The organism is Achromobacter sp. UBA2119 (genome assembly GCF_002331005.1).
Classification (GTDB): domain Bacteria; phylum Pseudomonadota; class Gammaproteobacteria; order Burkholderiales; family Burkholderiaceae_B; genus Achromobacter; species Achromobacter animicus.
The window spans coordinates 149,230-174,563 of record NZ_DCYD01000013.1; the positions used below are offsets into that span (position 1 = coordinate 149,230).

Consider the following 25,334-nt stretch of genomic DNA (forward strand, 5'->3'; position numbering starts at 1 on the left):
GGAACCGGAATGACGACTTTGACGGGCGGCCAGGCGGTGGTCGAAGCTCTGCGCGAGCAAGGCACGGAATGTGTTTTGGGTTTGATCGGCTCGGCGGGGATGGAAGTATTCGACGGCCTGCATGGTGCAAAAGACGTGCGCTTTGTAGGCGTGCGGGACGAGCGCACGGGTGTGCACATGGCTGATGGCTATGCGCGCATGACGGGCAAGGCGGGCGTGTTCCTGGCGGGCCAGAACGGGCCGGGCGCGACCAATCTGGTGACAGGCTTGGCACAGGCGCAGGCGGCGTACTCGCCGGTCATCGCGCTGACGGGCCTGCTGTCGTCGGCGCATGCGCAAAGGGACGCGTTCCAGGAGGTGGATCAGCACTCGCTGTTCAAGCCGGTGACCAAGCGAACCTACACGTTGACGCAAACGTCCCGGATCCCGGAAATGATCGGGGAAGCGCACCGCACGGCGTTGTCTCCGCGTCAGGGACCGGTGTTGTTGAACTTGCCGCGCGATCTGCTGGCCAACACGTTCGAAGCGCCCGATTTTCCGGCGCGTGGCCGAGTGTTCGTGCCGCAGGCATTCACGGGCCCGCAGGCATTGATTGAACAGGCCGCGCATCTGCTGCGGCAGGCGCAGCGTCCGGTCATCATTGCGGGGGGCGGCGTCAAGGCAGGCCGTCATGGCAAGGACGTGGTGCGATTGGCGGAACTACTGAATGCCCCCGTGACGATGTCGCCGGGACACGGCGACGCCGTGTCGTGCGAAGAAGCCGTTTATGCAGGACAGATGGGACCGCGCGGCAATCCTGTCGCAACGGATCTCGTCAAGCGCGCCGATGTCATCCTGGCCATTGGGACGCGGCTGGGCTTCAACTCCACTTTCTATCAGGCCGATGCGCTGAACCCGGACGCGCACATCATCCAGATAGAAGTGGAACCCACGGCCATCGGACGCTTCTTTCCGGTTGCGGTCGGCATCCTGGGCGATGCCGGTTGCGTTACCAATGACCTGCTGGCAGCGCTTAGCGGCCATCAGCCCGCGGCGGGCGCTCGGGAGTGGATGCGCGCCTTCGCCGAACAGCGAAAAGCGCTGCTCGCATCCCGTGATGCGGCGGCCGGCAACGCAAGCGATCCCATTCAACCCGCTTTCCTGTATCGCGCCTTGCGGGAGGTCATGCCCGACGATGCGTTGTACACGATGGACGCGGGCACGCTTTGCCTGCAGGCAACGGATCAGTTGCGATACGTGCAGACCCCGTCGCTGCTGACGCCACTGGACTTTGGGCTGGTGGGCTTCTCGTACGCGTGCGGCTTGGGCGCCAAGCTGGGCGATCCGTCTCGCACGGTGGTGAGCCTGATGGGCGATGGCGGCTTTGGGATGGCCTGCAGCGAACTCGGCACCGCGGTCGAGCACGGCATCAACACCGTCTGCATCGTGATGAACAACGGGTGTTGGGGCGCGGAAAAGGCCTATCAGCGAGACTTCTTCGGAGAGCGCTATATCGGCGCCGATGTCCGTAACCCCCCTTTCGACAAGCTTGCTGAACTGTGGGGCGCCAAAGGGTTCCGTGTCGATTCGGCCAACAGTCTTGCTCAGACCATCGAGGAAGCGATCCGTTGCGGCCAGCCCGCCGTGGTCGATGTGAAGGTCGATCCGAATGCGCTCTACAGCTTTCGCCGGGACTCCTTCAAGAACCGGGCTGGAAAGTAGCGATGGCTGCAGAAACGTTCGATTTTGTCGTTGTCGGCGCAGGCTCCGCGGGATGCGTCCTGGCCAATCGGCTCTCTGCCTCCGGGCGCTACCGCGTATTGCTGCTGGAAGGCGGCGGCGAAGACGCCAATATGTGGATCCATATCCCGTTGGGTGTCGGCAAGCTGCTGACCAATGAGAAATACGCCTGGCCTTTTCGCACGGAGCCGCAACCCGGCATGGCAGGTCAACAGGTGTACTGGCCCCGAGGCCGCGTCCTCGGTGGGTCCAGTGCGCTCAATGGCATGGCCTACGTCTGGGGCGATCCGGCGGAGTACGACAGCTGGAGCCATATGGGCGTCGAGCACTGGCGCTTTGTGGATATCCAGCCCTACTTCGCCAAGATGGAAACCTATCCGTACGGCGAGAACGCCTTGCGGGGAAAAGACGGCCCGGTGTGGATCACCGATCGTGGCGTTCGCGACCCCGACAAGATCTCGGACGCCTTTGTCGATGGATGCCTGCAAGCCGGCATCAAACGCACGCCGGATTACAACGGCGGTCCGTATGAAGGCGTTCGATATCTCGAGCAAAACGCGCGGAACGGTCGGCGCCAGACGTCAGCCGTGGCGTATCTGAAGCCGGCGCGAAACCGTAAGAATCTGTCGGTTCGCACCCATGCATTCGTGCGCCGTGTCATCGTGGAGGGCGGACGCTGCACCGGCGTCGAATACGAGCACGAAGGGCAACGGCTGATCGCGAATGCAGCCGTGGAAGTGGTGCTGAGCGCCGGTGCGGTCCAGTCGCCCCAACTGCTGGAGCTTTCCGGCATTGGAGACCAACAGCGTCTGAAAGACCTGGGAATTCCTGTGGTGCGGCACCTACCGGCCGTGGGCGAGAACATGAGCGACCACTTGCAGGTGCGTTGCACCTACCGTACCTCCATTCCTGAAACCATCAACGACATCATGCGCAGTCCGTTCTATCGCATGAAGGCGGGTCTGCAGTATGTGTTGACGCGCAAGGGGTTGATGGCCGGGACGTCGTCGACGGCGCACGCGATCACCCGCACCAAACCTGAGTTGCCGCACCCCAATGTGATGGTCCGCATTTATCACATCAGCGGCAAGGATCGTTACTCGCGTTCAGGCGTCGGCGGTATCGACAAGTTCTCCGGGTTCTCGATTGGCGGGTTCATGCTGTATCCGCGCTCTCGCGGGTATGTGCATTGCGTGTCGGCCGACCCGAAGGTCGCGCCAGCCATCCAGCCCAACTACCTTCAGCATGAGCAAGACAGGCAGTGCGCCGTCGATCTGCTGCGACTGATCCGCAAGGTCGCGGACCAGCCCGCCATGCGCGAAGTCATCGTTTCAGAGGAGCGTCCAAGCTCGTCGATCGAGACGGACGAAGGCCTGCTTGATTACATCAAGGAGTCGGGGCAAACGGCCTGGCATACCGTCGGCACGTGCCGGATGGGCAAACCCGAAGAATCCGTTGTGAATTCCCGTTTGCAGGTGCATGGCATCGCCGGACTGCGCGTGGCCGATATTTCAGTAATGCCGACGATTGCCTCATCCAACACGAATGCGGCGGCGATGATGATCGGAGAACGGGCGGCTGATTTCATGCTCACGGACGCTTCACGTCATTGAGGAGACAACATTGAAACCTGACAGCACGCCGCTTTGTGACGAGCACATTGCCAAGGGCGATTGGAATCCCTTGTGGGACCAGTTACGGGCGTTGGATCCCCAGTTCATGGAGGCCTATCTGGCATTCAGAAGCGTCCCGCAGCGTAATGGTCCCTTGCCGCAGAAGTACAAAGAGCTGATCCTGATCGCGATCAATGCCGCGACAACTCACCTGTATGGACCGGGTGTGCGGCGGCATATGCGTAATGCGATTGCGCATGGCGCGACCCGCGCTGAAATTCTGGAAGCGATTCAGTTGACGACCGTCATGGGCATCCATTCCTGCAACCTTGCAGTGCCCATCTTGATGGAGGAATGGCCGACTGACGGCGAGTGATCCGGTTTCAGTTCGGCTTCCACGTCACGCCATCCTTCGTTCGATACTCCGGCGTTCCCGTGCAGCACCCACCTGCCCCGAGCGCCTGCCGCCCGATGAACGCCGTCACGGTGCCCTTTTTTTCCGTGAGTGATTGACTCAAGCATGACGTCGGCAGGGGATAGAAATCGCCCTCCAGCACCAGCGTCCAGGTCACATTCTCCCCTTCGGCTGGATCGACGCGATACACCTTGCAGTTGTGCGCAAGCAGATGAATGGGCTTTCCAGCGAGCACGCCTTTGAACTGATGTTCAGCCGGCGCCTCGCGCGTGGCGATGGTTTCAGCGGTGAGCTTCGACCCGGCCGGCGGTGGCGGCAGCGAGGGTTCGCATGCGGCCAGCAGGCTGGTCGCGCATAGCGTTAATGCGATGCGGCGGGCGGAATGCTTCAGCGATGGTGTCGTTATCTTGTTGGTCATACTCGCTCCTTGGGCGACATCTTAGGCCTCAAACATCCGATTCACGCCAGTTCGACAGCCGCCAAGGCCAAGAACCCATCCCGAAGCTCACAGGCATCCAATCCGGGCTGCTCCGCCTTCACCCCTATAATGGGAACCATTCCCATTAACAAAGCCCGTCCGATGTCAGCCAACTCCAGCGCCAGTCCCGACGCCGGTATCTCGACGCTTTACCGTGACCACCACTCCTGGCTGCATGGCTGGCTGCGGCTGAAGCTTGGTGACGCGCATCGCGCGGCGGATCTGGCGCAGGACACGTTTGTCCGCCTGCTGTCGGCCAATTCCTCCACCCAGACCGAAACCGCCCTGCGCGAGCCGCGCGCCTATCTGCGCACCATCGCCAACCGTCTTCTGGTTGACCACTGGCGCCGCCAGGAAATCGAGCGCAATTACCTTGCGGTATTGCAGACCTATCCCCAACAGCATTGGCCGTCCGAAGAATCGCGCCTGCTGATCCTGGAATCGCTGGAGCAGATCGCGCAGATGCTGGGCCGGTTGAAGCCCGAGGTGCGCGAGGTTTTCCTGCTGGGCTATCGCCTGGTCTATGAGTGCTGATCGCGTGGCGTGCCTGAATGGCCAGTATGGCGTGGCGGACGGTTTGCGCGCGCTGCTGTCCGGCACGGGTTATCGCGCGGTGAACGTGGATGGCGGCATCCGCATCGAGGCTGAGCCGCAATCCGCGGCCAGCACGCTGGCGCCGGTGTTGGTGACGGGCGTCTTCAATGCGACCACCGAGAACACGAACTCCTATGCGGCCCGGGCGGCGACCATCGGCAAGACGGAAGAGGCGGTCAAGGACATTCCGCAGTCCGTCACGGTGATCACGCGCCGGCGCATGGACGACCAGAATCTGTCGACCATCAGCGAGGTGCTGGAGAACACGACGGGCGTGACGATCAGCGAAGTGGCCGACGGTGGCCGCAATTTCTATTCGCGTGGTTTCAAGATCACGAACATCCAGTACGACGGCGTGCCCCTGTCGCGCAGCTTCTACGCGGTGGGCAACAGTTTCACGGGCAGCACGGCGTATCTGGATCGCGTCGAAGTGCTACGGGGTGCGCAAGGCCTGATGGAAGGCGCGGGCCAGCCGGGCGGATCGGTCAACCTGGTGCGCAAGCGCCCCACCGCCGAGACGCAGGTGCTGATGGAAGCGCGCGCGGGCTCTTGGGATCACGTGGGCGGCATGCTGGATGCGGGCGGCGCGCTGAACGCCGACGGCAGTCTGCGGGCGCGTGCGGTGCTGGACTACGACACCAAGGGTTCGTTCATCGACGTGGTGAAGGAACGCAACACCAACCTGTACTTTGCGCTGGACTACGACGTGTCGCCGCGCACGACGGTGGGCGCTGGCGTGCTGGTGTCGCGGGTGCGGGCCACGCCCTTCTTTGGCGGTCTGCCGCGCTATAGCGATGGCCGTTCGCTGGACCTGAAGCGTTCAACGTTTCTGGGCGCGGACTGGAACCAATGGGACCGCGACGAGACGCAGGTCTTCGCCGACCTGACGCATCGCTTCAACAGCGACTGGCGCTTGAACATCGCGGGCACGTACGTGAAGGAAAGCAGTCTGACGTCGGCACTGGATGCGACGGGCGCGGTGGACCCGGTGACGTTGATGGGACCGATGCGCAATGCCTGGAACTACGACAAGTCCGCCGAGCACTTTGGTTTTGATGCCAATGTGAACGGGCGCTTCACGACGTGGGGCATGGCGCAGGACCTGACGGTGGGCGTGAGCATGTCGCGCCTGAAGTCCAGCGATCGGATCGAGTACGCGTCGAACTACCTGCCGCTGGATGTCTTCAATCCGGATCCGCATGTGCCCAAGCCCGAGAGCTTTCCGGACTCGCAGCGGCTGTCCCGCTATGACCCGCACGTGCAGAAAGGCGTTTATGCGCAGTTGCGCAGCAGTCTGACGGATGACCTGACGCTGGTCTCTGGTGGGCGATTCAGCTGGTTTGAAAGCCGCTACACGACGCAGGCGGCAACGTGGAGCGACGTGAGCACCGCGAAAGCCAGCGCCGAGTTCACGCCGTTCCTGGGCTTGGTCTACGCGCTGACGCCGCAGTGGTCGGCCTATGCCAGCTATGCGGATATCTTCGAGCCGCAAACCGCCACCACGCTGGACGGCAGCGTCCTCAAGCCGATCGTGGGCGCCAACTATGAGGTGGGCATCAAGGGCGAGTTGATGGACGGCAGGCTGAACACGTCGTTCGCCGTCTACCGCATCGACCAGAAGAATCGCGCGGTGCAGGATTACGAGGTCGGACCGGTCTGCAATGGCGGCTATTGCTCGCGCGCGGCGGGCAAGGTGCGCAGCCAGGGCTTCGAGGCCGAAATGAGCGGCGAACTGGCGCCGGGCCTGCAAGTGGCCGCGGGCTATACGTTCAACAGCAACAAGTATCTGAGCGACCCCGAGCGCGAGGGCCAGACCTTCAGCGAGGAAACGCCTCGGCACATGCTGCGCGTGTGGAGCGAGTACCGTCTGCCGGGTGACTTGAATCGGTTGAGCGTGGGCGCGGGCGTCAATTGGCAGAGCGCACTGACGAACACGATTTCAAACGTGCGGCGTCCTTCGTATAGCGTGTGGAACGCGCGCGTCGCGTATGACCTGACCTCGCATTGGACCGCTGCGGTGAACGTGAACAATCTGTTCGACAAGGTCTACTACGAGTACCCGGGCTATTTGGAAAACCGCAACAACTACGGCGCGCCCCGCAGCGTGCTGCTGACGCTGCGGGGAAGGTTCTGACGCGCTTTTTTTACGCAATTGAAAACGGCCTGTCGGATGGTTCGGCAGGCCGTTTTGTTTTTCGCGTGGTCAGGCGACGTTGGCAAACCGCTTTTCCAGGTACGCGATGATGTCGTTGGACTCGTACATCCAGCGCGTGCCATCGGCGTCCTCGATACGCAAGCAAGGCACCTTCACCTTGCCGCCGCCCGCCTGCAATGCGGCGCGCGCTTCGGGGTCGTTCTTGGCATCCTTCAGCGCGACCGGCACATTGAGCCGATGCATCGCGCGGCGCGTCTTCACGCAGAACGGGCAGGCCAGAAATTGATACAGCGAGAGCGCGGCCGCGTCGGCGTTGACGGCGGCCTGGCCTTGCGGCGAGCGCTTCTGCGGACGCGGACGGGTCAGTGCGTCGCCCAGGACAATGATTTGACCCAGGCCGACACGCAGGGCTTTGACGAGCATGAATGGGACTCGGAATGGTGAGAGAGGGTGTCAGTCTACTCTGTGCGACTGCTTTGCCGCTTGTGAACCCTGGGTACGACGGAGGCACATGACCCGTCGCCCGCAAGTGGCGGAAGGCGTCCAGCAGTGCGGCCAAGACGCGGACCGGCGCGTCGCTTCTCCTGAACGCTCACCGCGATATCATGCCCTGGCGCCTTCGCCCCGGGGCCCTTTTCGGCCTGATGGGCGGCGGGCGCCGATAGGCTCAACCTCCGAACTCATAAAGGAACGAAGACTGATGACGCTGTCTCGCCGCGTGCTTGCCCTTGTATGCGTGTCCGCCCTGTTCGCCCCGCTTGCCGCGTGGGCACAGTCACCCAGCGATGAAGCGCTACAGGCCGAGGCGGCAGCCATGCGGAAACGGCACGTCGCCAACACCGACGAGCTGTTCGACCAGGCCCGCAAGGACATGGCGATTGTGGTGATCCCGACCGTCAATTTCGATGCGGGACCGCCGCGCAACTTCGATGATGCGGCCACGCGGGATCAATTTACCCGCCAGCACAGCGCGCTCGTGCATTGGCAGCATAAGACCGAGAAGGGCTTTGCGATGACCGTGGGCCAAGGCAAGCACAAGTTCGATGTCTCGGATACCGGTCCATTGTTCCAGACGACGCGCGGCGCGCTCGCGTATCAGGTGATTCCGGTGTGGCCTGGCGAGTATCGGCTCAATCGCATTACGTACCGTCAGCCGCGGACGGCGTTGCCGGACTCCGAGGCGCGCGCGAAAACGATGGATTATCTGAAAAACCTCGGCATGGCCACGCTGACTGAGACGATGGCTATCGACTTCAAGAAGGAAGGACCCTGGACGCCGCTTGTGCCCAGCGAGGATGGACTGGGCTCAGGGTGCGAGGTGACGTTGCGCATTGGTGAAGGCTGCAACGAGGCCGCCAGGGAGTACCGCTGGGTGGAAGGGGCCAGGCGCGCGTTCCACAATCGCGAGGCAGAGATGTTGCCCGTTGCCGGCGTTGACACGGAACTGCTCTTCACGCCGTTGGCCACGATCACGCTGGAAGCGGGCGATGTGGTGCTGATGGACGGGTACAAGATGCCGGACGACCAGCCGGTCATGGTCAAGGATTCGTGCGGGGTGTTGGCTGGAGAATGGGTGTGTTTGCTGGAGTCGGTGGCGCTGGAGCGCTTGCCGGCCAGTATTGAGGAGTTTCGGAAGGCGCGTAGCGCTGCGAGTTTTGAGTTGCCGAAGCTGGATGCTGCGTTGCAAGAGCTGGTTTATCGGGAGCCTAAGTATTACTTTGAGCCGGCGGCTGGGGCGCCAAATCGGTTTGAGATGAGCAAGGAAAGCTGGAAGTAACGCGGGTCGCAGTTGGCGGGGGCTTCCATGGCCCGCTGAAGTCAAGGGCGATGCGATGGCCCGAATAAAAAGGAGAGACGATGGAAGATAAATCGTACCGAGCACGCATGGTCCCTGAGCTGATGGTTAAAGACCTCGCGCGAAGTCGGCAATTCTGGATCGACTTGTGCGGCTTCGAGGTCGTCTATCAACGCGAAGAGGAGGGGTTTGTTTTCCTTGACCGCGAGGACGCACAGTTCATGCTCGAAGAGGTCCGCGGCGACGACGGCTGGATCACGGCACCGCTTGAAGCACCGTTGGGTCGTGGCGTGAATTTCGAGATCAAGGTGAAGTCGATCGACGCACTGTGCAGGACGTTGCGGGATGCCGGTTGGCCGTTGTACCGGGAGCCGGAGGAGCGATGGTACAGAAGCGGGGCAGTCGAGATTGGTGTGCAGCAGTTCTTGGTGCAAGACCCAGATGGCTACCTTTTGCGTTTTTCGGCTTGGATTGAAAATCGCCCGTTGTGAGGCGTAACCCCCCTATTGGGTGCCGCCTCCGCATCTGAGACGGCAAGTGATCAGCCGAAGATTCGCGCATTCAATCGGAAGTTGTCTTTTCGGCGAAAAGACTGCTTTTGCTTCTCTTCGTCTGATTTCAGCTTCCGCACGTGGAACGGCCGGATCAGCTTCGTCACAATAAATCTCCTCGCGAGCAGCGTTGATCTCATCCGAGAAGCTGAGTGATCGAAAACACGCAGCTCGCACTGCCGCGTTTAAACGGAGGGGCCAGCGAAGTGGAAGGACGAAAACTGCATAGCGTGGTCGGTCGATGCCGCGCGTATCGAACCAAGGTCAAATACGTCGGCTGCGGCGCTTCAACCAGCTTTGCGCTGTTCAATAAATTGTTAGTACAATTAAATCGTGCTAACCGTTATTGAGACGGGCGAATTTGGTGTTTGGGCGGCTAAGGTGTGGAGTGATTCGGAACGCGAGGCATTCGTTGACTGGATCGCGGAGAATCCTGAAGCGGGGGACGTTGTCCCCGGTTCTGGCGGCTGTAGAAAGGTGAGGTGGTCGCGCGGCGGTATGGGGAAGCGCGGTGGCGCTCGCGTGATCTATTACCTGAGATTGCCCCGTGGTGAGGTGGTGCTTTTGATCGTGTACGCCAAAGCCAAATTCGACAATCTTCCTGTCTCGTTCCTAGCCAAACTCAAGGAGAGCTTTGATGGCCAAGAAACCTGATCCCGAGATTGCGGAATTTGAGGCAGCTCTGCTGCGAAGCGCGAAGCAGGCTGCGCAAGGACAATACGCTCGCGTGCACAAGCCTGACGACATTGTGCGTCGCCGTGGCCGGCCCGTAGGCAGTACCGCTGCAACGCGAAAGTCGGCAACCACCATTCGTCTTGATGAGGAGATCCTGTCGGCTTTCAAGGCGACTGGACAGGGTTGGCAGACGCGGATCAACAACGCGTTGAGAGACTGGTTGAAGACGCATCGATTGACGTGAGAAGCGTGCGTGCACTCGCATGCGATCAGCGTCGACGTCCAGTCAATATGGGCGCTGCCTCAAGTCTGCGCCACCTCATTCCCATTCAACGTCCTAAGCCGCCTCAACTCCGGAAACCACCGCATCCACAGCGCGGCGACCGCAATCGTCCCCACCCCGCCGATCACCACGGCGGGCACTGCGCCGAACAACTGCGCGGTGAGCCCAGACTCAAACTCCCCAAGCTGATTCGACGCCCCGACAAACAAGGTGTTCACCGCGCTGACTCGCCCCAGCATGTGGTCGGGCGTATTCAACTGCACTAGCGATGACCGCACGACAACGCTGACCGCATCGGCCGCGCCGAGAACGACCAGCGCGGCGATCGATAGCGGGATCGACGTCGATAGACCGAACACGGTGGTCGCCAAGCCGAACACGATGAGCGAACCGAACAGCAGCCGGCCGACGTTTTCACCGAGGCTCAATCGCGCCAGCGTCAACGACATCAGCGCCGCACCGCACGCAGGCGCCGCACGCAAAGCACCAAGCGCCCACGGACCTGCATTGAGAATGTCTTTCGCAAAGATCGGCAACAACGCCGTCGCCCCGCCCAGCAGCACCGCAAAGAGATCCAGCGACAACGTGCCCAGCAGCAACCGGCGCTGGAAGATGAAGGTGATCCCGCCAAACAGCGTGCGCCACGTCGTCGGTTCTTTACGCGGCGGTGCGCGTTCGATGACGAGGGTGGCAATGGCGATGAAGGCCGTCAGATACAACGCGGCGGCGACGCAGTAAATCCACCCTGCTCCGAGGCTGTAGCCGACGCCGCCCAACGCCGGGCCGGCGATCTGCGCGATCTGGCCGCCGGATGAGGACAGCGCGGTGGCGCGGGGTAGCCACTCGCGGGGGACGACGGCGGGGATGAGCGTGGAGAGCGTCGGCGCTTCGAAGGCGCGGGCCGAGCTCATGATGATGATGGTGGCGTAGATGAGCGTCTTGCCGCCGACGCCATGCAGCGCGGCGATGGCGAGGACCAGCGTGGCGAGGGCTTCGAGCGCCATGCAGATGGCGACGATCTTGCGGCGGTCGTAGCGGTCAGCGACGTGGCCGACGACGAGCGTCAGGGCGGCCATCGGGAGGAACTGGGCGAGGCCGATGAGGCCCAGGTCGAGCGCGCTGCCGGACAGCGCGTAGATCTGCCAGCCCACGGCGACGGAGACGATCTGGAACGCCAGCGATGCAGCGACGCGGCCGCAGAGGAAATGCAGGAACGGCGGACGGGAAAGCGGACTGGGCGTGTCGGCGGCGGACATGGTGGGCGTGGCGCGGGGGGAAGCGCCGATTCTAGGCGAGGGGCGCTGACGGACAGCTAAACCGAGGCGGACCGCAAGAGGTGATCTTCGGGGCCGAAATGATCGGAACCGCGCGGCAATCCGTCACAACGCGCAAGAAGGATGCGCCGGCCGTCCAAGCACGCAGCCAGTACGTGACCTTGAATGCCGGCGCGTTACGCGATTTTTATGAAGCCGCAAAACAAAACGGCTCCCGGCGATACCGCCGGAAGCCGTCGGGTACGTTCAAATCGCCGTTACTCGATCGAGACGAGCTCGGCGCCTTCCGTCACCTGATCGCCTACCCCATAGAACACTTCCCCCACCGTCCCGTCCGCGGTGGCGGAAATGGTGTGTTCCATCTTCATGGCTTCCATCACGAGCAGCGGCTGGCCCTTTTCGACCTTGTCGCCCGCCTTGACCGAGATCGAGATGATCTTGCCGGGCATGGGCGCGGCCAGACCCGCGCCGTGGTCGCCCTGCGTGTCCTGCGAGTGCCTCAACGCGTCATACAGCTCCAGGACGTGCGAGCCGTCTTCGCGGAAGACGTAGGCGCGGTCGCCATGCAGAACGACGGTGCCGGCGCTCTCGTGGCCTTGCAGGGTGATGCGCAGGCCGTAGGCCAGGTTGGGGTTGGCGCTGGCGTGCGAGCGCCACAGGAAGGGCCGCGCGCCGTCGCCGGTGTCCAGCGTCCACGCACCGCCCTGTCGGGCCACGGTGACGTGACGGGTTTCGCCGTTGTCGGTCCATTGCAGTTGGCGCCGATACTGGCCGCCTAAGCGCCAGCCGTCGCGCGCGTCCCACGGGTCGGTGGGGCCTTTGCCCGCGCCTTGCGCGCCCGGTTGAGCCAGTCCTTGGCGAACCAACACGGCCGCGGTGGCAAGGGCCAGTGCGTCGGCGTCGGCGGGCTTCGGGTCAGGCAGCAACGTGGCGCGCTGGCGCTCGATGAGGCCGGTGTCCAGATCAGCGGCCGCAAAGGCGCTGTCCTTCATCAGCCGCGCCAGGAAGGCGACGTTGGTCTGCACACCGACAGCCTGTGTCTGCGCCAGCGCTTGCAGCATGCGGGCGCGGGCCTGGTCGCGGTCGGCGCCATGCACGATGAGCTTGGCGATCATCGGGTCGTAGAACGGGGTGATGGTGTCGCCCATGCGCACGCCGCCGTCGACGCGGATGTCGCCGTTGGCAAACGCGGTGTGCGGCGGCAGGCCCAGGTAGGCGAGCGTGCCGATGGACGGCAGGAAGCCCTTCTCGGGGTTCTCGGCGTAGATGCGGGCCTCGATAGCGTGGCCGTTGATGCGCAGGTCTTCCTGGCGCGCGGGCAGCGGCTGGCCGGCGGCGACGCGCAGTTGCCATTCGACGAGGTCGTGGCCGGTGATCATTTCGGTGACCGGGTGCTCGACCTGCAGGCGCGTGTTCATTTCCATGAAGTAGAAGCGGCCGTCGGGCTCGGCGATGAATTCCACCGTGCCGGCGCCCACGTAGCCGACGGCGCGCGCGGCGGCGACGGCGGCTTCGCCCATGGCGCGGCGGCGTTCTTCGGTCATGCCGGGGGCGGGCGCTTCTTCGATGACTTTCTGGTGGCGGCGCTGCACGGAGCAATCGCGCTCAAAGAGGTACACGCAGTTGCCGTGCGTGTCGGCGAAGACCTGGATTTCGATGTGGCGCGGCTTTTGCAGATAGCGTTCGATCAGCACGCGGTCGTCGCCGAAGCTGGAGGCGGCTTCGCGCTGGCACGAGGCCAGTGCATCAAGAAATGCGCCGGACGATTCAACGATGCGCATGCCCTTGCCGCCGCCGCCCGCGCTGGCCTTGATGAGCACGGGATAGCCGATGCCGTCGGCCTGCGATTTGAGGAACTGCGGGTCCTGGTTGTCGCCGTGGTAGCCGGGCACGAGCGGCACGCCGGCTTTTTCCATGAGGGTCTTGGCGGCGGACTTGCTGCCCATGGCGGCGATGGCCGATGCGGGCGGGCCGACGAAGGCGATGCCGGCGTCTTGCGCGGCCTGGGCGAAGGCTTCGTTCTCGGACAGGAAGCCGTAGCCGGGGTGGATGGCGCCGGCGCCGGTGTCGCGCGCGGCCTGCAGAATGGCGTCGGCGCGCAGGTAGCTGGCGCGCGGCTCTGAGCCGCCGATGTACACGGCCTGGTCGCAGGCGGCGACGTGACGCGAGTTGGCGTCCGCGTCGGAATAGACGGCGACGGTGCGCAGGCCCATGCGGCGGGCGGTGGCGGCGACGCGGCAGGCGATTTCGCCGCGGTTGGCAATCAGCACAGTATCGAACATTGCGTTATCCAAGCTGAAGTGTTCGGAAGGGGGCGCGAAGCGCGTAGAAGTGGGGTTCGGCCTATGCGTGCGACCTACATCCGGAAAACACCGAACTTGGTGTCTTCAATGGGCGTGTTCAACGCCGCAGACAACGCCAGTCCCAACACGCGGCGCGTGTCGGCGGGCGCGATGATGCCGTCGTCCCACAACCTTGCGGTGGCGTAGTACGGATGGCCTTCGCGCTCGTACTGTTCGCGGATCGGGGCCTTGAAAGCCGTCTCTTCATCGGCCGACCATTGCCCGCCGCGCGCTTCAATGCCGTCGCGCTTCACCGTCGCCAGCACGCTGGCGGCCTGCTCGCCGCCCATGACCGAGATGCGGGCGTTGGGCCACATGAAGAGCATGCGCGGCGAATACGCGCGGCCGCACATGCCGTAGTTGCCGGCGCCGAACGATCCGCCGATCAGGACGGTGAACTTGGGCACGTTGGCGGTGGCGACGGCCGTCACCATCTTGGCGCCGTGACGCGCGATGCCTTCGTTTTCGTATTTGCGGCCGACCATGAAGCCGGTGATGTTCTGCAGGAAGACCAGCGGGATCTTGCGCTGCGCGCACAGTTCGATGAAGTGCGCGCCCTTCTGCGCGGACTCGGAGAACAGGATGCCGTTGTTGGCGACGATGCCGACGGGCATGCCGTGGATGTGCGCAAAACCGGTGACCAGCGTGGGGCCGAAGCGCGACTTGAACTCGTCGAACTCGGAGCCGTCGACGATGCGCGCGATGACTTCGCGCACGTCGTAGGGCTTGCGCGTGTCGGCGGGAATGATGCCGTTCAGTTCGCTGGGATCGAAGCGCGGTTCGCGCACGGGGATCGTGGCCAGCGGCTGCGGCTTCTTGCGGTTCAGGCGCGCAACCGCATTGCGCGCCAGTTGCAGCGCGTGCATGTCGTTGGCGGCCAGGTGGTCGACCACGCCCGACAGGCGCGTGTGCACGTCGCCGCCGCCCAGGTCTTCGGCGCTGACTTCTTCGCCGGTGGCGGCCTTGACCAGCGGCGGGCCGCCCAGAAAGATGGTGCCCTGGTTGCGCACGATGATGGACTCGTCGCTCATGGCGGGCACATACGCGCCGCCGGCGGTGCAAGAGCCCATCACCACGGCGATCTGCGCAATGCCTTGCGCCGACATCTGCGCCTGGTTGTAGAAGATGCGGCCGAAGTGGTCGCGGTCGGGAAAGACTTCGTCCTGCTGCGGCAGGTTGGCGCCGCCGGAGTCCACCAGATACACGCACGGCAGGTTGTTCTGCGCGGCGATCTCCTGCGCGCGCAGGTGCTTCTTGACGGTCATCGGATAGTAGGTGCCGCCTTTGACCGTGGCGTCGTTGCAGACGATGACGCACTCGGTGCCGGACACGCGGCCGATGCCGGTGATGACGCCCGCGCCGGGCGCGTCGCCGTCATACATGCCGTGCGCCGCCATGGGCGACAGTTCCAGGAACGGGGTGCCCGGATCGATCAGGTTTTCGACGCGGTCGCGCGGCAGGAGCTTGCCGCGCGCGGTGTGCTTGGCGCGGGCGGATTCGCTGCCGCCCAAGGCCGTCTGCGCCAGCTGCTGGTTCAGATCGTCCAGTTGCGCCTGCATGGCGCTGGCGTTGTCGATGTAGTCCTGCGACCGCGGATTGATGCGGGATTCGATGATGGGCATGGGGTACCACCCGTCCTGCTTGATTGGAATTTGAAGGCGCTCGAAAAAGAGCGGGTTGTCTCGCTGCCCGGTGGGCCGGGCATTCTTGTCGATTTGGAAAATCAGGATTTCGTTGCGCCTTTCCTGCATGGCCCGCGACCGACCCGTCGCGGTGGTTGCAATGCCAGAAAGGCGCAGCGAAATCCTGCTTGAGACACGGGCCGAAGCCCGTGTCTCAAGCAGGCAACTGCTTAGACCATTTCGATGGCCATCGCGACGGCTTCGCCGCCGCCGATGCACAGCGTGGCCACGCCGCGCTTGCCGCCGGTCTTGCGCAGGGCGCCGATCAGGGTGGCCACCAAGCGTGCGCCGGAGGCGCCGATCGGGTGGCCCAGCGCGGTGGCGCCGCCGTGGATGTTGACCTTTTCAGGCGAGAGCTTGAAGTCGGTCATTGCGGCCATGGCGACCACCGCGAAGGCTTCGTTGATCTCGTACAGGTCCACGTCCTCGGCCTTCCAGCCGGTCTTGTTGAACAGGTTCTTCAGCGCGCCGACGGGGGCGGTGGTGAACCAGTTGGGTTCCTGCGAGTGCTGCGAGTGCGCGACGATGCGGGCCAGCGGCTTGACGCCGAGCTTTTCGGCGGTGGACGCGCGCATCAACACCATGGCGGCGGCGCCGTCGGAGATCGACGACGAGTTCGCGGCGGTGACGGTGCCGTCCTTCTTGAACGCGGGCTTGAGCGTCGGGATCTTTTCCGGCATGGCCTTGGTGGGCGCTTCGTCGGTGTCGATCACGGTGTCGCCCTTGCGGCCGGCCACGGTGACGGGGGCGATTTCCCACTTGAAGCTGCCGTCTTCCGAAGCGGCGCGCGCGCGGCGCAGCGATTCCAGCGAGAACGCATCCTGCTGTTCGCGCGTGAACGAGTACTTGGCGGCGCAGTCTTCGGCGAAGACGCCCATGGCCTTGCCCTTGTCGTACGCGTCTTCCAGGCCGTCCAGCGCCATGTGGTCGTACACGGTGTTGTGGCCGTAGCGGTAGCCCTGGCGGCCCTTGAGCAGCAGGTACGGCGCGTTGCTCATGCTTTCCTGGCCGCCGGCGACGACGATCTCGGCGCTGCCCGAAGCCAGCAGGTCATGGCCGAACATCGCGGCCTTCAGGCCCGAGCCGCAAACCTTGTGGATGGTGGTGCACGCCACGCCCAGCGGCAGCCCGGCGCCCAGCGCGGCCTGGCGAGCGGGCGCCTGGCCTTGGCCGGCTTGCAGCACGTTGCCCATGATGACTTCGTCGACCTGCTCGGGCTTGATGCCGGCGCGTTCGACGGCGGCCTTGATGGCGACCGAGCCCAGCTCGTGCGCGGCCAAGCCGGACAAGTTGCCCAGCATGCCGCCCATGGGCGTGCGGGCGACGGAAACGATGACGATGGGATCTGACATGACTTGCTCCTGTGAGGGTCGGGACAGCGATTGGGTTACAACACCGCGTTGCCGTTTGAAGGGCGGTCTGCACGCAAGCGTCTGTCCTTATCGTAAGGGAAAAATTCTTCGATCCGGCCTTGCGCCACATGGGCGCGGCAGGCCTGCCACCAGTCCGGTTCCAGGAGGTCGGCATGGTGACGCATGAAGGCGCCGCGCACGCGCGCATCGCCCAGCAGGAAGCGGCCGAATTCCTCGGGGAAGACGTCGTTCGGGCCGATGGCGTACCAAGGTTCGGAGGCCATCTCCGCTTCTTCGTTCGGGGCCGGCGGAATGCGCCGGAAGTTCATCTCGGTCATGCGCTGGATTTCGTCGTAGTCATAAAAGACGACGCGGCCCAGGCGCGTGACGCCGAAATTCTTGTACAGCATGTCGCCGGGAAAGATATTGGCCGCGGCCAGTTGCCGGATGGCGTCCCCGTATTCGCGCACGGCGTGGTCCAGCAAAGCGTCCGGCGCCTGCTGCAGGTACAGGTTCAGCGGCGTCATCCGGCGTTCGATGTAGACATGGCGGATGACGACGGTGTCGCCGGTTTCCTCGATAAGGCTGGGCACCAGCCGGCGCAGTTCGTCCAGCAGCGCGGGCGCAAAGCGGGCGCGCGGCAGGGCGACCTGTGAATATTCCCAGGTGTCGGCCATGCGGCCGACGCGATCGTGCAGCTTGACCATCTGGTACTTGCGCCGCACGGTGGCGTGATCCATGCCGTCCTTGTCGATGCGGTCCTTGATGAGCTTGAACACGTACGGATAGGACGGCAGCGTGAACACGCACATCACCATGCCCTTGATGCCGGGGGCGATGTCGAAGGCGTCGCGCGAGTGGGCCAGGTGATGCAGGAAGTCGCGGTAGAACAGCGTCTTGCCCTGCTTTTGCAGGCCGATCATGGTGTAGAGCTCGGCCTTGGGTTTGCGAGGCAAGAGGCTCGACAGAAAGTTGACCACTGCCGCGGGCGTCTCCATGTCGACCAGGAAATACGCGCGGGTAAAGCTGAACAGCGTGCTCAGGTCGTCCGCGCCCAGCAGCAGCGCGTCCAGCGTCACCTGCCCTGCCGGATTGCGCGTCAACGCGATGGCAAAGGGATAGACGGTGGTCTGGTTGATCAGGCGGCCGACGATGTAGGCGCCCTTGTTGCGAAAGAACAGCGATCCCAGCGCGTGAAGCTGGCAGTCGGTGGCGATGCGCCGGCCGACGTGGCGCGGCAGGACCGCGCGCAGCTTGGACACCGCGGCGCGGGCCAGCAATCGCGTGTCGCGCGGCAGGTCTTCGAAAGGCAGCGCCAGGCCGAAGTCGGCCACCATGCGGATCAGGCTTTTTTCCAGGCCGTCGGTCACCGGGTAGTACACACGGTACGACGGCACGCTGCTGTCCAGGTAGTCGGTGGCGACCGCCGGGCGTACGAACAGGAAGTCGTTGTGGAAGTAGTCGCGGTGCAGCAGGCGGCACGAGACCGAGTTGAAGAAGGTCTCGGCGCATTCGGGCTGGCGGTGTTCGCCCAGGAGGCCGACGAACTCCTGTTTGATCTGCTGCCAGTACGCGGTCTGCGCGTCGGTAAGGGACGGGGCGGCGGCGCCGTTGCCGTTCTTGGCGGCATGCTCTGCGCCGTTGCCCGTATTGCCAACCGTAGTGCCAACCGCGCCCTCTGGTCGGCCGCGCAGCACGCCTTCCAGTTGCGTCGCGCATTCGCGCACGCGCATGTCGTAGTACTCGATGCGTTCGCGGGACAGATGCTGGATGCCGTGCCAGTCGCCGGATTCAAACAGCGCCTTGGCACGCTGGGCGCTATAGCGGAACAGCGCGTAGTGCCGGTCAAAGCCGGCCAGGATCAGGCGCGCGACGTCCAGCGGCGAGGGGCCCGGGGCGGGCGCCTGCTCGATGTGCTGGATGTCGGACGTGCGGATCATGGCGCGGGCTGTGGATAAGGCGTCAGGCGGTTTCGTTGAAGAGTTCGCGGCCGATCAGCATGCGGCGGATCTCGCTGGTGCCGGCGCCAATTTCGTACAGCTTGGCGTCGCGCCACAGGCGGCCGACCGGATATTCGTTGATGTAGCCGTTGCCGCCCAGGATCTGCACGCCCTCGCCCGCCATCCAGGTGGCCTTTTCGGCGGTGTACAGGATGAGCGCGGCGCAGTCCTTGCGCACCTGGCGCACGTGGTCGGACCCCAGTTTGTCCAGGTTCTTGCCGACCTGATAGCAGAAGGCGCGGCTGGCCTGCAGCGTCGTGTACAGGTCCGCGACCTTGCCCTGGATGAGCTGGAATTCGCCGATGGCCTGGCCGAACTGCTTGCGGTCGTGGATGTAGGGCACCACCACGTCCATCACGGCCTGCATGATGCCCAGCGGTCCGCCGGACAGCACGGCGCGTTCGTAGTCCAGGCCGCTCATCAACACCTTTACGCCGCCGTTGACCTGGCCCAGCACGTTTTCCTCGGGGATCTCGCAGTCCTGGAACACCAGCTCTCCGGTGTGGCTGCCGCGCATGCCCAGCTTGTCCAGCTTCTGCGCCACGGAAAAGCCCTTGAAACCCTTTTCGACCAGGAAGGCGGTGATGCCGCGCTGGTGGGCTTCGGGATCGGTCTTGGCGTAGACGACGAGCGTGTCGGCGTCCGGGCCGTTGGTGATCCACATCTTGGTGCCGTTCAGCACGTAGCGGTCGCCCTTTTTGTCGGCGCGCAGCTTCATGCTGACGACGTCAGAGCCTGCGCCCGGTTCGCTCATGGCCAGCGCGCCGACGTGTTCGCCGGAGATCAGCTTGGGCAGGTACTTGGCCTTCTGGGCGGCGGTGCCGTTGCGGTTGATCTGGTTCACGCACAGGTTCGAGTGCGCGCCGTACGACAGGCCGATGGAGGCGCTGGCGCGGGAGATTTCTTCCATGACGACCATGTGGGCCAGGTAACCCATGTTGGCGCCGCCGTATTCCTCGTCGGCGGTCATGCCCAGGACGCCGAGGTCACCGAATTTGCGCCACAGGTCCATGGGGAATTGGTCGCTGCGGTCGACTTCTGCGGCGCGCGGCGCGATCTCGGCCTGCGCGAAATTGCGTACGGCGTCGCGCAGCATGTCCAGGTCTTCGCCCAGGTCGAAGTTCAGGCCGGGAAGATTCATCAGTGTCTCCGTGATAGTAGGTGCTTACATTCATGAACCTGCGCGGACGTGTCTTGGCCGCCGTCGCGGGGGTGATCCATGATGCGCCGTTCATCCGGCGCTGCGCAATGATGCAGTGCAAATATTACGTTTACGTAAACGTAAATTGGATGAGGGTTATCCCTAGCGCGTTGCGCACTGCTGCGACAGGGATGATGGGCAATACTTGATATGACCCTTTAATTTTTGAAATATCCGACGGAGTCAGTTGTGCTCGAACTTTCCAATCTGGACGACATCGTGGCGTTGCGCCGTGACATTCATATGCACCCGGAGCTTTGCTACGAAGAGCACCGCACGGCCAAGGTGGTGGCCGATACGCTGCGCGGCTGGGGCATCGAAACGCATACGGGCATCGCCAAGACGGGCGTGGTCGGCGTGATCAAGCGGGGCACGTCGGACCGGGCCATCATGCTGCGCGCCGACATGGATGCGCTGCCCATGCAGGAAGAAAACCAGTTCGAGCACCGCTCGCGTCACGACGGCAAGATGCACGGCTGCGGCCATGACGGTCACACCGCGATGCTGCTGGCTGCGGCGCAGCATTTGCAGACAGCGGGCGGCTTCGATGGCACGGTATACCTGTGCTTTCAGCCGGCCGAGGAAGGCGGCGCGGGCGGCCGGGCGATGATCCAGGATGGCCTGTTCACGCGCTTTCCTTGCGAGGCGGTCTTTGGCATGCACAACTGGCCGGGCCTGCCGGCTGGCGCCTTCGGCGTCTGTGCAGGTCCCATGATGGCGGCAGCGAACGGCTTCAAGATCACGGTCAAGGGCAAGGGCGGCCATGCGGCCGCGCCGCAGGACTGCAATGACCCGGTGCCGGCGCTCTTTGCCATCGGCCAGTCGTTGCAGACGATCCTGACGCGCAGCAAGTGTCCGCTGGATGCGGCGGTGCTGTCCATCACGCAGGTGCAGGCGGGCGGCAGCGTCATCAACGTGATTCCCAATACCGCGTGGCTCGGTGGCTCGGTGCGCGCCTACAGCACCGACGTGGTCGATTTGATCGAGCGGCGCATGCAGGAGATCGCGCCCAGCATCGCCGCGGCGCATGGCTGCGAGGCCGAGGTGTATTTCGAGCGCCGCTACCCGGCGCTGGTCAACACCGTGGCCGAGACCGAATTCTGCATGGACGTGATGCGCGAGGTCGTGGGCGAGGACCGCGCACTCACCATCGAACCTGCCATGGCCTCGGAAGACTTTGCCTTCCTGCTGCAGGAAAAGCCGGGCTGCTACGTGTTCCTGGGCAATGGCGACGGCGAGCATCGCATGGCGGGCCATGGCCTGGGCCCGTGCATGCTGCACAACGCCAGCTATGACTTCAATGATTCGTTGATTCCGGCGGGGGCGTCGTACTGGGTTCGCCTGGCGCAACGCTACCTTGCCTGATGTGCTTTACCGCAGTCCGTTTCACCAACGCAGTGCTACGCAAATCACCAGGACGATATGAAAAAGAAGACGTTGTTCATCAAGGCCGCGGGGGCGGCCCTGGCAATCATGGCAAACGGCGCGATGGCGCAGAATTGGCCGGCCAAGCCCGTTACCGTGGTCGTGCCCTACACGGCCGGCGGCAGCGCCGATGCGATCGCGCGCCGGTTGGGCGATGCGCTGCGCAAGGAAGCCAACATCACGGTCATCGTTGAGAACAAGCCGGGCGCGGGCGCCTCGGTGGGCACCGATTACGTGGCGCGCGCGCAGCCGGACGGCACCACGCTGCTGCTGGCCTCGACCAGCCCGCTGACGATCTTTCCGCATCTGGCCAAGACCAACTATGACCCGATGAAGGACCTGACGCCGGTGGCCAGCGTCGCCGTCGCGCCGGTGGCCATCGTGGCGACCAAGGCGTTGCCGGTGAAAGATTTTGCGGGGCTGGTGGAATACGCCAAGTCGCATCCCGAAGGCGTGCGCTACGGCACGCCGGGTCAGGGCACGGTCGCGCATATCGGCATGGCGGCGGTCACCGCGCAGACCGGCACCAAGATGCTGCACGTGCCGTATCGCGGCAACAGCCAGGCGCTGACCGACGGCTTGGGCGGCGTGGTGGAACTGCTGGTGGTCAACAGCGACGTCGTGCTGCCGCACGTTGCCAACGGCGCGCTCAAGCCGCTGGCGGTGATGGCGCCGCAGCGTCTGGCCGCGTGGCCCGACGTGCCGACGATGGCCGAGCTGAAACTGCCGCAGGCGCAGTACTACTCGAACTTCGGCATCTTCGCGCCGGCCAATCTGCCGCCGACGGTGTCGCAGCCCTTGCAGGCCGCGTTGACCCAGGCCGTGGCCAGCGCCGAGTTCCAGGAGCTGCTGGCCAAGTCGTTCCTGCAGCCGGGTACGGCATCGGGTGAGGCGTTTGCCAAGCAGGTGCAGGCCGAGTTCACGAACAACGCCCGCATCATCAAGGAAAGCAATATCAAGGCGGAGTGACCGGCGGTTTGTGGTGGCAACTCAGCGTGGCGGCGGTCAATCCGCCGCGCGAGATGCGCCGAGACGCAACCTGCGTCAAAAGACCGGCACCAATGCAAAGCGCGCGGCCCTTCACGGGAACGCGTGCTTTTTTTCTTGCCCGTCCGGCAGGCCGGATCACGTCCCGCGCGGCCCGAACATGATCACCAGCATGCCGGCCAGGCACAGGCCCACGCCGATCCAGTCGCTCGCGCTGGGCCGCACGCCGTCCACCGCCCACAGCCAAAGCAGCGCCATGCCGATGTAGACGCCGCCATACGCGGCATAGACGCGGCCCGATGCCGTCGGGTGCAGGGTCAGCAGCCACGCGAACAGCGCCAGGCTCAGCGCGGCGGGCGCAAGCAGCCAGATGGAGTGGCCCTTGCGCAGCCACAGATAGGGCAGATAGCAGCCGATGATCTCGGCCAGGGCGGTCAGGACGAAAAGCCCGATGGTTTGAAAAACAGCCATGCGGACTACGGCTTCTGCGCCAACAGGACGCGGCACTGGCGTTCCTGTTCGCTGATTTCCTGAAGGGTATCGTCGATGTCGCGACGCTGCTGCTCGAGCGTGACGCGATGCTGTTCCAGCACGGACAGATACTGGCGCAACTGCACCTCGGTGTCGCCGGGTCCGTCGTACATGTCGATCAGCGTCAGGATCTCGGACAGTTGCAGGCCCAGCCGTTTGCCGCGCAGGGCCAGCTTCAGGCGCGTGCGGTCGCGCGGTCCGAAGATGCGGTTGCGGCCCTCGCGCGCCGGGCTGACGATCCCCTGGTCTTCGTAGAAGCGGATCGTGCGGGGCGTGACGTCGAACTCGCGGGCGAGCTCGGAGATGGTCCAGGTTGACGGGGACATGCGACGTGTGGCAGTTTACGTAAACGTAAATTATGATGACTTGACGTGATCGTCAAGCGTGGAGCGAGAGGCAATGAACCCCAACGAACAGAAGCTTCAGTATCCCTGGGCCGATTTTCAGCCCGAGGCCGGCCGCGCGCATGCGGTGGCGGAGGGCGTCAAATGGATCCGGATGCCGCTGCCGTTCGCGCTGGATCATATCAACCTCTGGCTGCTGCGCGACAACATCGACGGCCAGGATGGCTGGACGGTCGTCGACTGCGGCATTTCACGCGACGAAGTGAAGACGCTGTGGGAAGACGTGTTCAAGAACGAACTGGACGGCCTGCCCGTGCTGCGCGTGCTGGTCACCCACATGCATCCGGACCACATCGGTCTGGCCTACTGGCTGTGCGAGCGCTGGAACGCGCGGCTGTGGATGACGATGACGGACTACATGGTGGCGTCGCTGTGGTCGTCGCGCCGCACGGATGCCGGCGCGGGGCCGGGCGGCCAATCGGCGGTCGAACACTTCGCCCGTCACGGCCTGACGGACCCGGACGCGCAGGAACAGATCCGCCAGCGCGCCAGCTATTTCCCCAACTTGGTGCCTGCCGTGCCGTCGCGCTATACGCGCATCATGGACGGCGATCAGGTGCGCATCGGCGGGCGCGATTGGCGTGTGATTGTGGGCTACGGCCATGCGCCGGAACACGCGTCACTGTTCTCGCCTGACCTGGGCGTGCTGATTTCCGGCGACATGGTGCTGCCGCGCATTTCCACCAACGTCAGCGTGTTCGATTACGAACCCGACGCCAATCCCCTGCCGTTGTATCTGCGGTCGCTGCACGGCTATGACGGCCTGCCCCGCGACACGCTGGTGCTGCCGTCGCACGGCCGCCCGTTCAAGGGGCTGCATGAGCGCATCACGCAGCAGCACGAGCATCACCGGGATCGGCTGGCCGAGGTGCTGGAAGCCTGTGCCGTGAAGCCGCAATCGACATCCGACATCGTGCCGGTGCTGTTCAAGCGCAAGCTGGATCTGCACCAGCTGACGTTCGCGATGGGCGAGGCGCTGGCGCATCTGCATGCGCTGTATTTCGAAGGCAAGCTGACGCGCGCGCAGGATGCCGATGGCATCGTGCGGTTCAAGGCGGTTTGATTGGCGGTGATGGCGGCGGGTGACCTGTGCCCGCTGCGCGTGCCCCGAGGCAGCGCGCGGCGTCTAGCGCGAAGCCGTTGCCAGCCTGACCGCCAGCCCCACGAACACCAGCGCGGCGATGCGGTTCAACCAGCGCTTGGCCGTGACCGAACGCTGCAGCAATTCCCCGAACGCACCCGAGAAGAACGCGATCGCCCCGAACACCAACAGCGTCGACACGATAAACACCGCGCCCAGTTGCATGGTCTGCAATCCGACCGGCCCGAGCCGTGGAGACGTGAACTGCGGCAGGAAGGCGAAGAAGAACAACAGCACCTTGGGATTGGTGAGGTTCATGACGATGCCGCGGCGATATAACGCGCCGGGCCGCATGGGTTCGGGACGTTTGCCGTCTTCAGATTCGACGGGGGCGCGCAGGATCTGCCAAGCCAAGTACGCCAGATAGGCCGCGCCTGCCAGCTTGAGCACCGTAAACGCCACGGGCGACGCGGCGAAAACGGCGGCCAGGCCGACCGCAACCGCCGCCGTGTGTCCAAGCAAGCCGGTGCACAACCCCAGCACCACGAACATGCCCGCCTTGCGTCCCCAGATGGCGGACTGCATCAGCACAAATAGGTTGTCCGGCCCCGGCGTCAGCGCCAGCAGCACGGCAATGCCAAAGAATGCGATCAGGGTGTCGAGGGGCAGCATGGAGTCTCTTCGGTATCGGAGCAGCGGATGCGACGGGGCGGTGGAAGCGACACGTCCGTTTGGTCAGCGGCGTAGCGTTGAAGCCACTGCGCCATTGGCACGAGG

Annotated in this window: 25 protein-coding genes; 14 read left to right on the forward strand and 11 right to left on the reverse strand. The window is 64.1% G+C overall.

Annotation, left to right across the window (positions count from 1 at the left end):
- The first annotated feature begins 9 nt into the window (after positions 1–9).
- From B3098_RS12955 to B3098_RS12965, 3 genes are read left to right on the forward strand one after another with little or no spacing between them, the layout of a single operon-like run.
- Positions 10–1,701, forward strand: a complete 1,692-nt coding sequence (locus B3098_RS12955; protein ID WP_286896730.1) for a thiamine pyrophosphate-binding protein — start codon at positions 10–12, stop codon at positions 1,699–1,701.
- 2 nt (positions 1,702–1,703) lie between these two features.
- A complete protein-coding gene (locus tag B3098_RS12960) occupies positions 1,704–3,332 on the forward strand; it encodes a GMC family oxidoreductase (protein ID WP_286896733.1) in 1,629 nt (542 codons plus the stop codon).
- A 10-nt stretch (positions 3,333–3,342) separates the two neighbouring features.
- The gene (locus tag B3098_RS12965) at positions 3,343–3,708 is read left to right on the forward strand and encodes a carboxymuconolactone decarboxylase family protein (RefSeq protein WP_199778222.1); all 366 of its coding nucleotides are present in this window, start codon (positions 3,343–3,345) and stop codon (positions 3,706–3,708) included.
- Positions 3,709–3,715: 7 nt separating this feature from the next.
- On the opposite strand, the gene B3098_RS12970 is transcribed toward B3098_RS12965, so the two are convergent.
- The gene (locus B3098_RS12970) at positions 3,716–4,165 is read right to left on the reverse strand and encodes a hypothetical protein (protein WP_286896738.1); all 450 of its coding nucleotides are present in this window, start codon (positions 4,163–4,165) and stop codon (positions 3,716–3,718) included.
- Between the two features lie 162 nt (positions 4,166–4,327).
- On the opposite strand from B3098_RS12970, the gene B3098_RS12975 reads away from it, so the two are divergent.
- On the forward strand, positions 4,328–4,759 hold the full coding sequence (locus B3098_RS12975; protein ID WP_286896741.1) for a sigma factor: 432 nt from the start codon (positions 4,328–4,330) through the stop codon (positions 4,757–4,759).
- Positions 4,749–6,953, forward strand: a complete 2,205-nt coding sequence (locus tag B3098_RS12980; protein ID WP_286896744.1) for a TonB-dependent siderophore receptor — start codon at positions 4,749–4,751, stop codon at positions 6,951–6,953. Before B3098_RS12975 ends, B3098_RS12980 begins: the two co-directional genes overlap by 11 nt.
- 69 nt (positions 6,954–7,022) lie before the next feature.
- On the opposite strand, the gene B3098_RS12985 is transcribed toward B3098_RS12980, so the two are convergent.
- Entirely contained in the window at positions 7,023–7,397 is a 375-nt protein-coding gene (locus tag B3098_RS12985; protein WP_286896746.1) for a glutaredoxin family protein, read from the reverse strand.
- Positions 7,398–7,674: 277 nt separating this feature from the next.
- On the opposite strand from B3098_RS12985, the gene B3098_RS12990 reads away from it, so the two are divergent.
- From B3098_RS12990 to B3098_RS13010, 5 genes are all read left to right on the forward strand, one after another.
- The gene (locus B3098_RS12990) at positions 7,675–8,751 is read left to right on the forward strand and encodes a hypothetical protein (protein WP_286896749.1); all 1,077 of its coding nucleotides are present in this window, start codon (positions 7,675–7,677) and stop codon (positions 8,749–8,751) included.
- Between the two features lie 80 nt (positions 8,752–8,831).
- Positions 8,832–9,260, forward strand: coding sequence for a bleomycin resistance protein (locus tag B3098_RS12995; RefSeq protein WP_286896752.1), 429 nt, complete (start codon positions 8,832–8,834; stop codon positions 9,258–9,260).
- A gap of 212 nt (positions 9,261–9,472) precedes the next feature.
- Positions 9,473–9,670, forward strand: coding sequence for a hypothetical protein (locus B3098_RS13000; RefSeq protein ID WP_286896754.1), 198 nt, complete (start codon positions 9,473–9,475; stop codon positions 9,668–9,670).
- Positions 9,654–9,974 carry a transcriptional regulator gene (locus B3098_RS13005; RefSeq protein ID WP_286896757.1) on the forward strand — a complete coding sequence of 107 codons (321 nt, stop codon included), beginning with the start codon at positions 9,654–9,656 and terminating at the stop codon, positions 9,972–9,974. The genes B3098_RS13000 and B3098_RS13005 overlap by 17 nt, the downstream gene beginning before the upstream one ends.
- Entirely contained in the window at positions 9,958–10,239 is a 282-nt protein-coding gene (locus B3098_RS13010; protein ID WP_180099801.1) for a BrnA antitoxin family protein, read from the forward strand. Before B3098_RS13005 ends, B3098_RS13010 begins: the two co-directional genes overlap by 17 nt.
- Positions 10,240–10,298: 59 nt before the next feature.
- Here B3098_RS13010 and B3098_RS13015 read toward each other — a convergent pair whose 3' ends face one another.
- The 3 genes from B3098_RS13015 to B3098_RS13025 all read right to left on the reverse strand — a co-directional run bounded on the left by B3098_RS13015 (position 10,299) and on the right by B3098_RS13025 (position 15,516).
- On the reverse strand, positions 10,299–11,534 hold the full coding sequence (locus tag B3098_RS13015) for an MFS transporter (protein WP_286896763.1): 1,236 nt from the start codon (positions 11,532–11,534) through the stop codon (positions 10,299–10,301).
- 275 nt (positions 11,535–11,809) lie between these two features.
- Positions 11,810–13,834 carry an acetyl/propionyl/methylcrotonyl-CoA carboxylase subunit alpha gene (locus B3098_RS13020; RefSeq protein ID WP_286896766.1) on the reverse strand — a complete coding sequence of 675 codons (2,025 nt, stop codon included), beginning with the start codon at positions 13,832–13,834 and terminating at the stop codon, positions 11,810–11,812.
- A gap of 74 nt (positions 13,835–13,908) precedes the next feature.
- Positions 13,909–15,516, reverse strand: a complete 1,608-nt coding sequence (locus tag B3098_RS13025) for a carboxyl transferase domain-containing protein (RefSeq protein ID WP_286896768.1) — start codon at positions 15,514–15,516, stop codon at positions 13,909–13,911.
- A 30-nt stretch (positions 15,517–15,546) separates the two neighbouring features.
- Here B3098_RS13025 and B3098_RS13030 point away from each other — a divergent pair, with 30 nt between their 5' ends.
- Complete coding sequence (locus B3098_RS13030) at positions 15,547–15,708, forward strand: hypothetical protein (protein WP_286896770.1); 162 nt, start codon at positions 15,547–15,549, stop codon at positions 15,706–15,708.
- Between the two features lie 38 nt (positions 15,709–15,746).
- Here B3098_RS13030 and B3098_RS13035 read toward each other — a convergent pair whose 3' ends face one another.
- From B3098_RS13035 to B3098_RS13045, 3 genes are read right to left on the reverse strand one after another with little or no spacing between them, the layout of a single operon-like run.
- Positions 15,747–16,928, reverse strand: coding sequence for an acetyl-CoA C-acetyltransferase (locus tag B3098_RS13035; RefSeq protein WP_175137022.1), 1,182 nt, complete (start codon positions 16,926–16,928; stop codon positions 15,747–15,749).
- A gap of 35 nt (positions 16,929–16,963) precedes the next feature.
- Complete coding sequence (gene aceK, locus B3098_RS13040; RefSeq protein ID WP_286896773.1) at positions 16,964–18,868, reverse strand: bifunctional isocitrate dehydrogenase kinase/phosphatase; 1,905 nt, start codon at positions 18,866–18,868, stop codon at positions 16,964–16,966.
- Between the two features lie 22 nt (positions 18,869–18,890).
- Positions 18,891–20,069 carry an isovaleryl-CoA dehydrogenase gene (locus B3098_RS13045; RefSeq protein ID WP_056327730.1) on the reverse strand — a complete coding sequence of 393 codons (1,179 nt, stop codon included), beginning with the start codon at positions 20,067–20,069 and terminating at the stop codon, positions 18,891–18,893.
- A 249-nt stretch (positions 20,070–20,318) separates the two neighbouring features.
- Here B3098_RS13045 and B3098_RS13050 point away from each other — a divergent pair, with 249 nt between their 5' ends.
- Positions 20,319–21,494, forward strand: a complete 1,176-nt coding sequence (locus B3098_RS13050; RefSeq protein WP_286896780.1) for a M20 aminoacylase family protein — start codon at positions 20,319–20,321, stop codon at positions 21,492–21,494.
- Between the two features lie 57 nt (positions 21,495–21,551).
- Positions 21,552–22,523: a Bug family tripartite tricarboxylate transporter substrate binding protein gene (locus B3098_RS13055; protein WP_286896783.1), complete on the forward strand. Its 972-nt coding sequence runs from the start codon at positions 21,552–21,554 to the stop codon at positions 22,521–22,523.
- A 156-nt stretch (positions 22,524–22,679) separates the two neighbouring features.
- On the opposite strand, the gene B3098_RS13060 is transcribed toward B3098_RS13055, so the two are convergent.
- Entirely contained in the window at positions 22,680–23,012 is a 333-nt protein-coding gene (locus tag B3098_RS13060) for a YnfA family protein (protein ID WP_175123957.1), read from the reverse strand.
- Positions 23,013–23,017: 5 nt separating this feature from the next.
- The gene (locus B3098_RS13065) at positions 23,018–23,398 is read right to left on the reverse strand and encodes a MerR family transcriptional regulator (protein ID WP_175123956.1); all 381 of its coding nucleotides are present in this window, start codon (positions 23,396–23,398) and stop codon (positions 23,018–23,020) included.
- Positions 23,399–23,471: 73 nt separating this feature from the next.
- Here B3098_RS13065 and B3098_RS13070 point away from each other — a divergent pair, with 73 nt between their 5' ends.
- A complete protein-coding gene (locus B3098_RS13070) occupies positions 23,472–24,539 on the forward strand; it encodes an MBL fold metallo-hydrolase (protein ID WP_286896786.1) in 1,068 nt (355 codons plus the stop codon).
- A gap of 63 nt (positions 24,540–24,602) precedes the next feature.
- On the opposite strand, the gene B3098_RS13075 is transcribed toward B3098_RS13070, so the two are convergent.
- The gene (locus B3098_RS13075; protein ID WP_175123954.1) at positions 24,603–25,229 is read right to left on the reverse strand and encodes a LysE family translocator; all 627 of its coding nucleotides are present in this window, start codon (positions 25,227–25,229) and stop codon (positions 24,603–24,605) included.
- Positions 25,230–25,334: the final 105 nt, after the last annotated feature.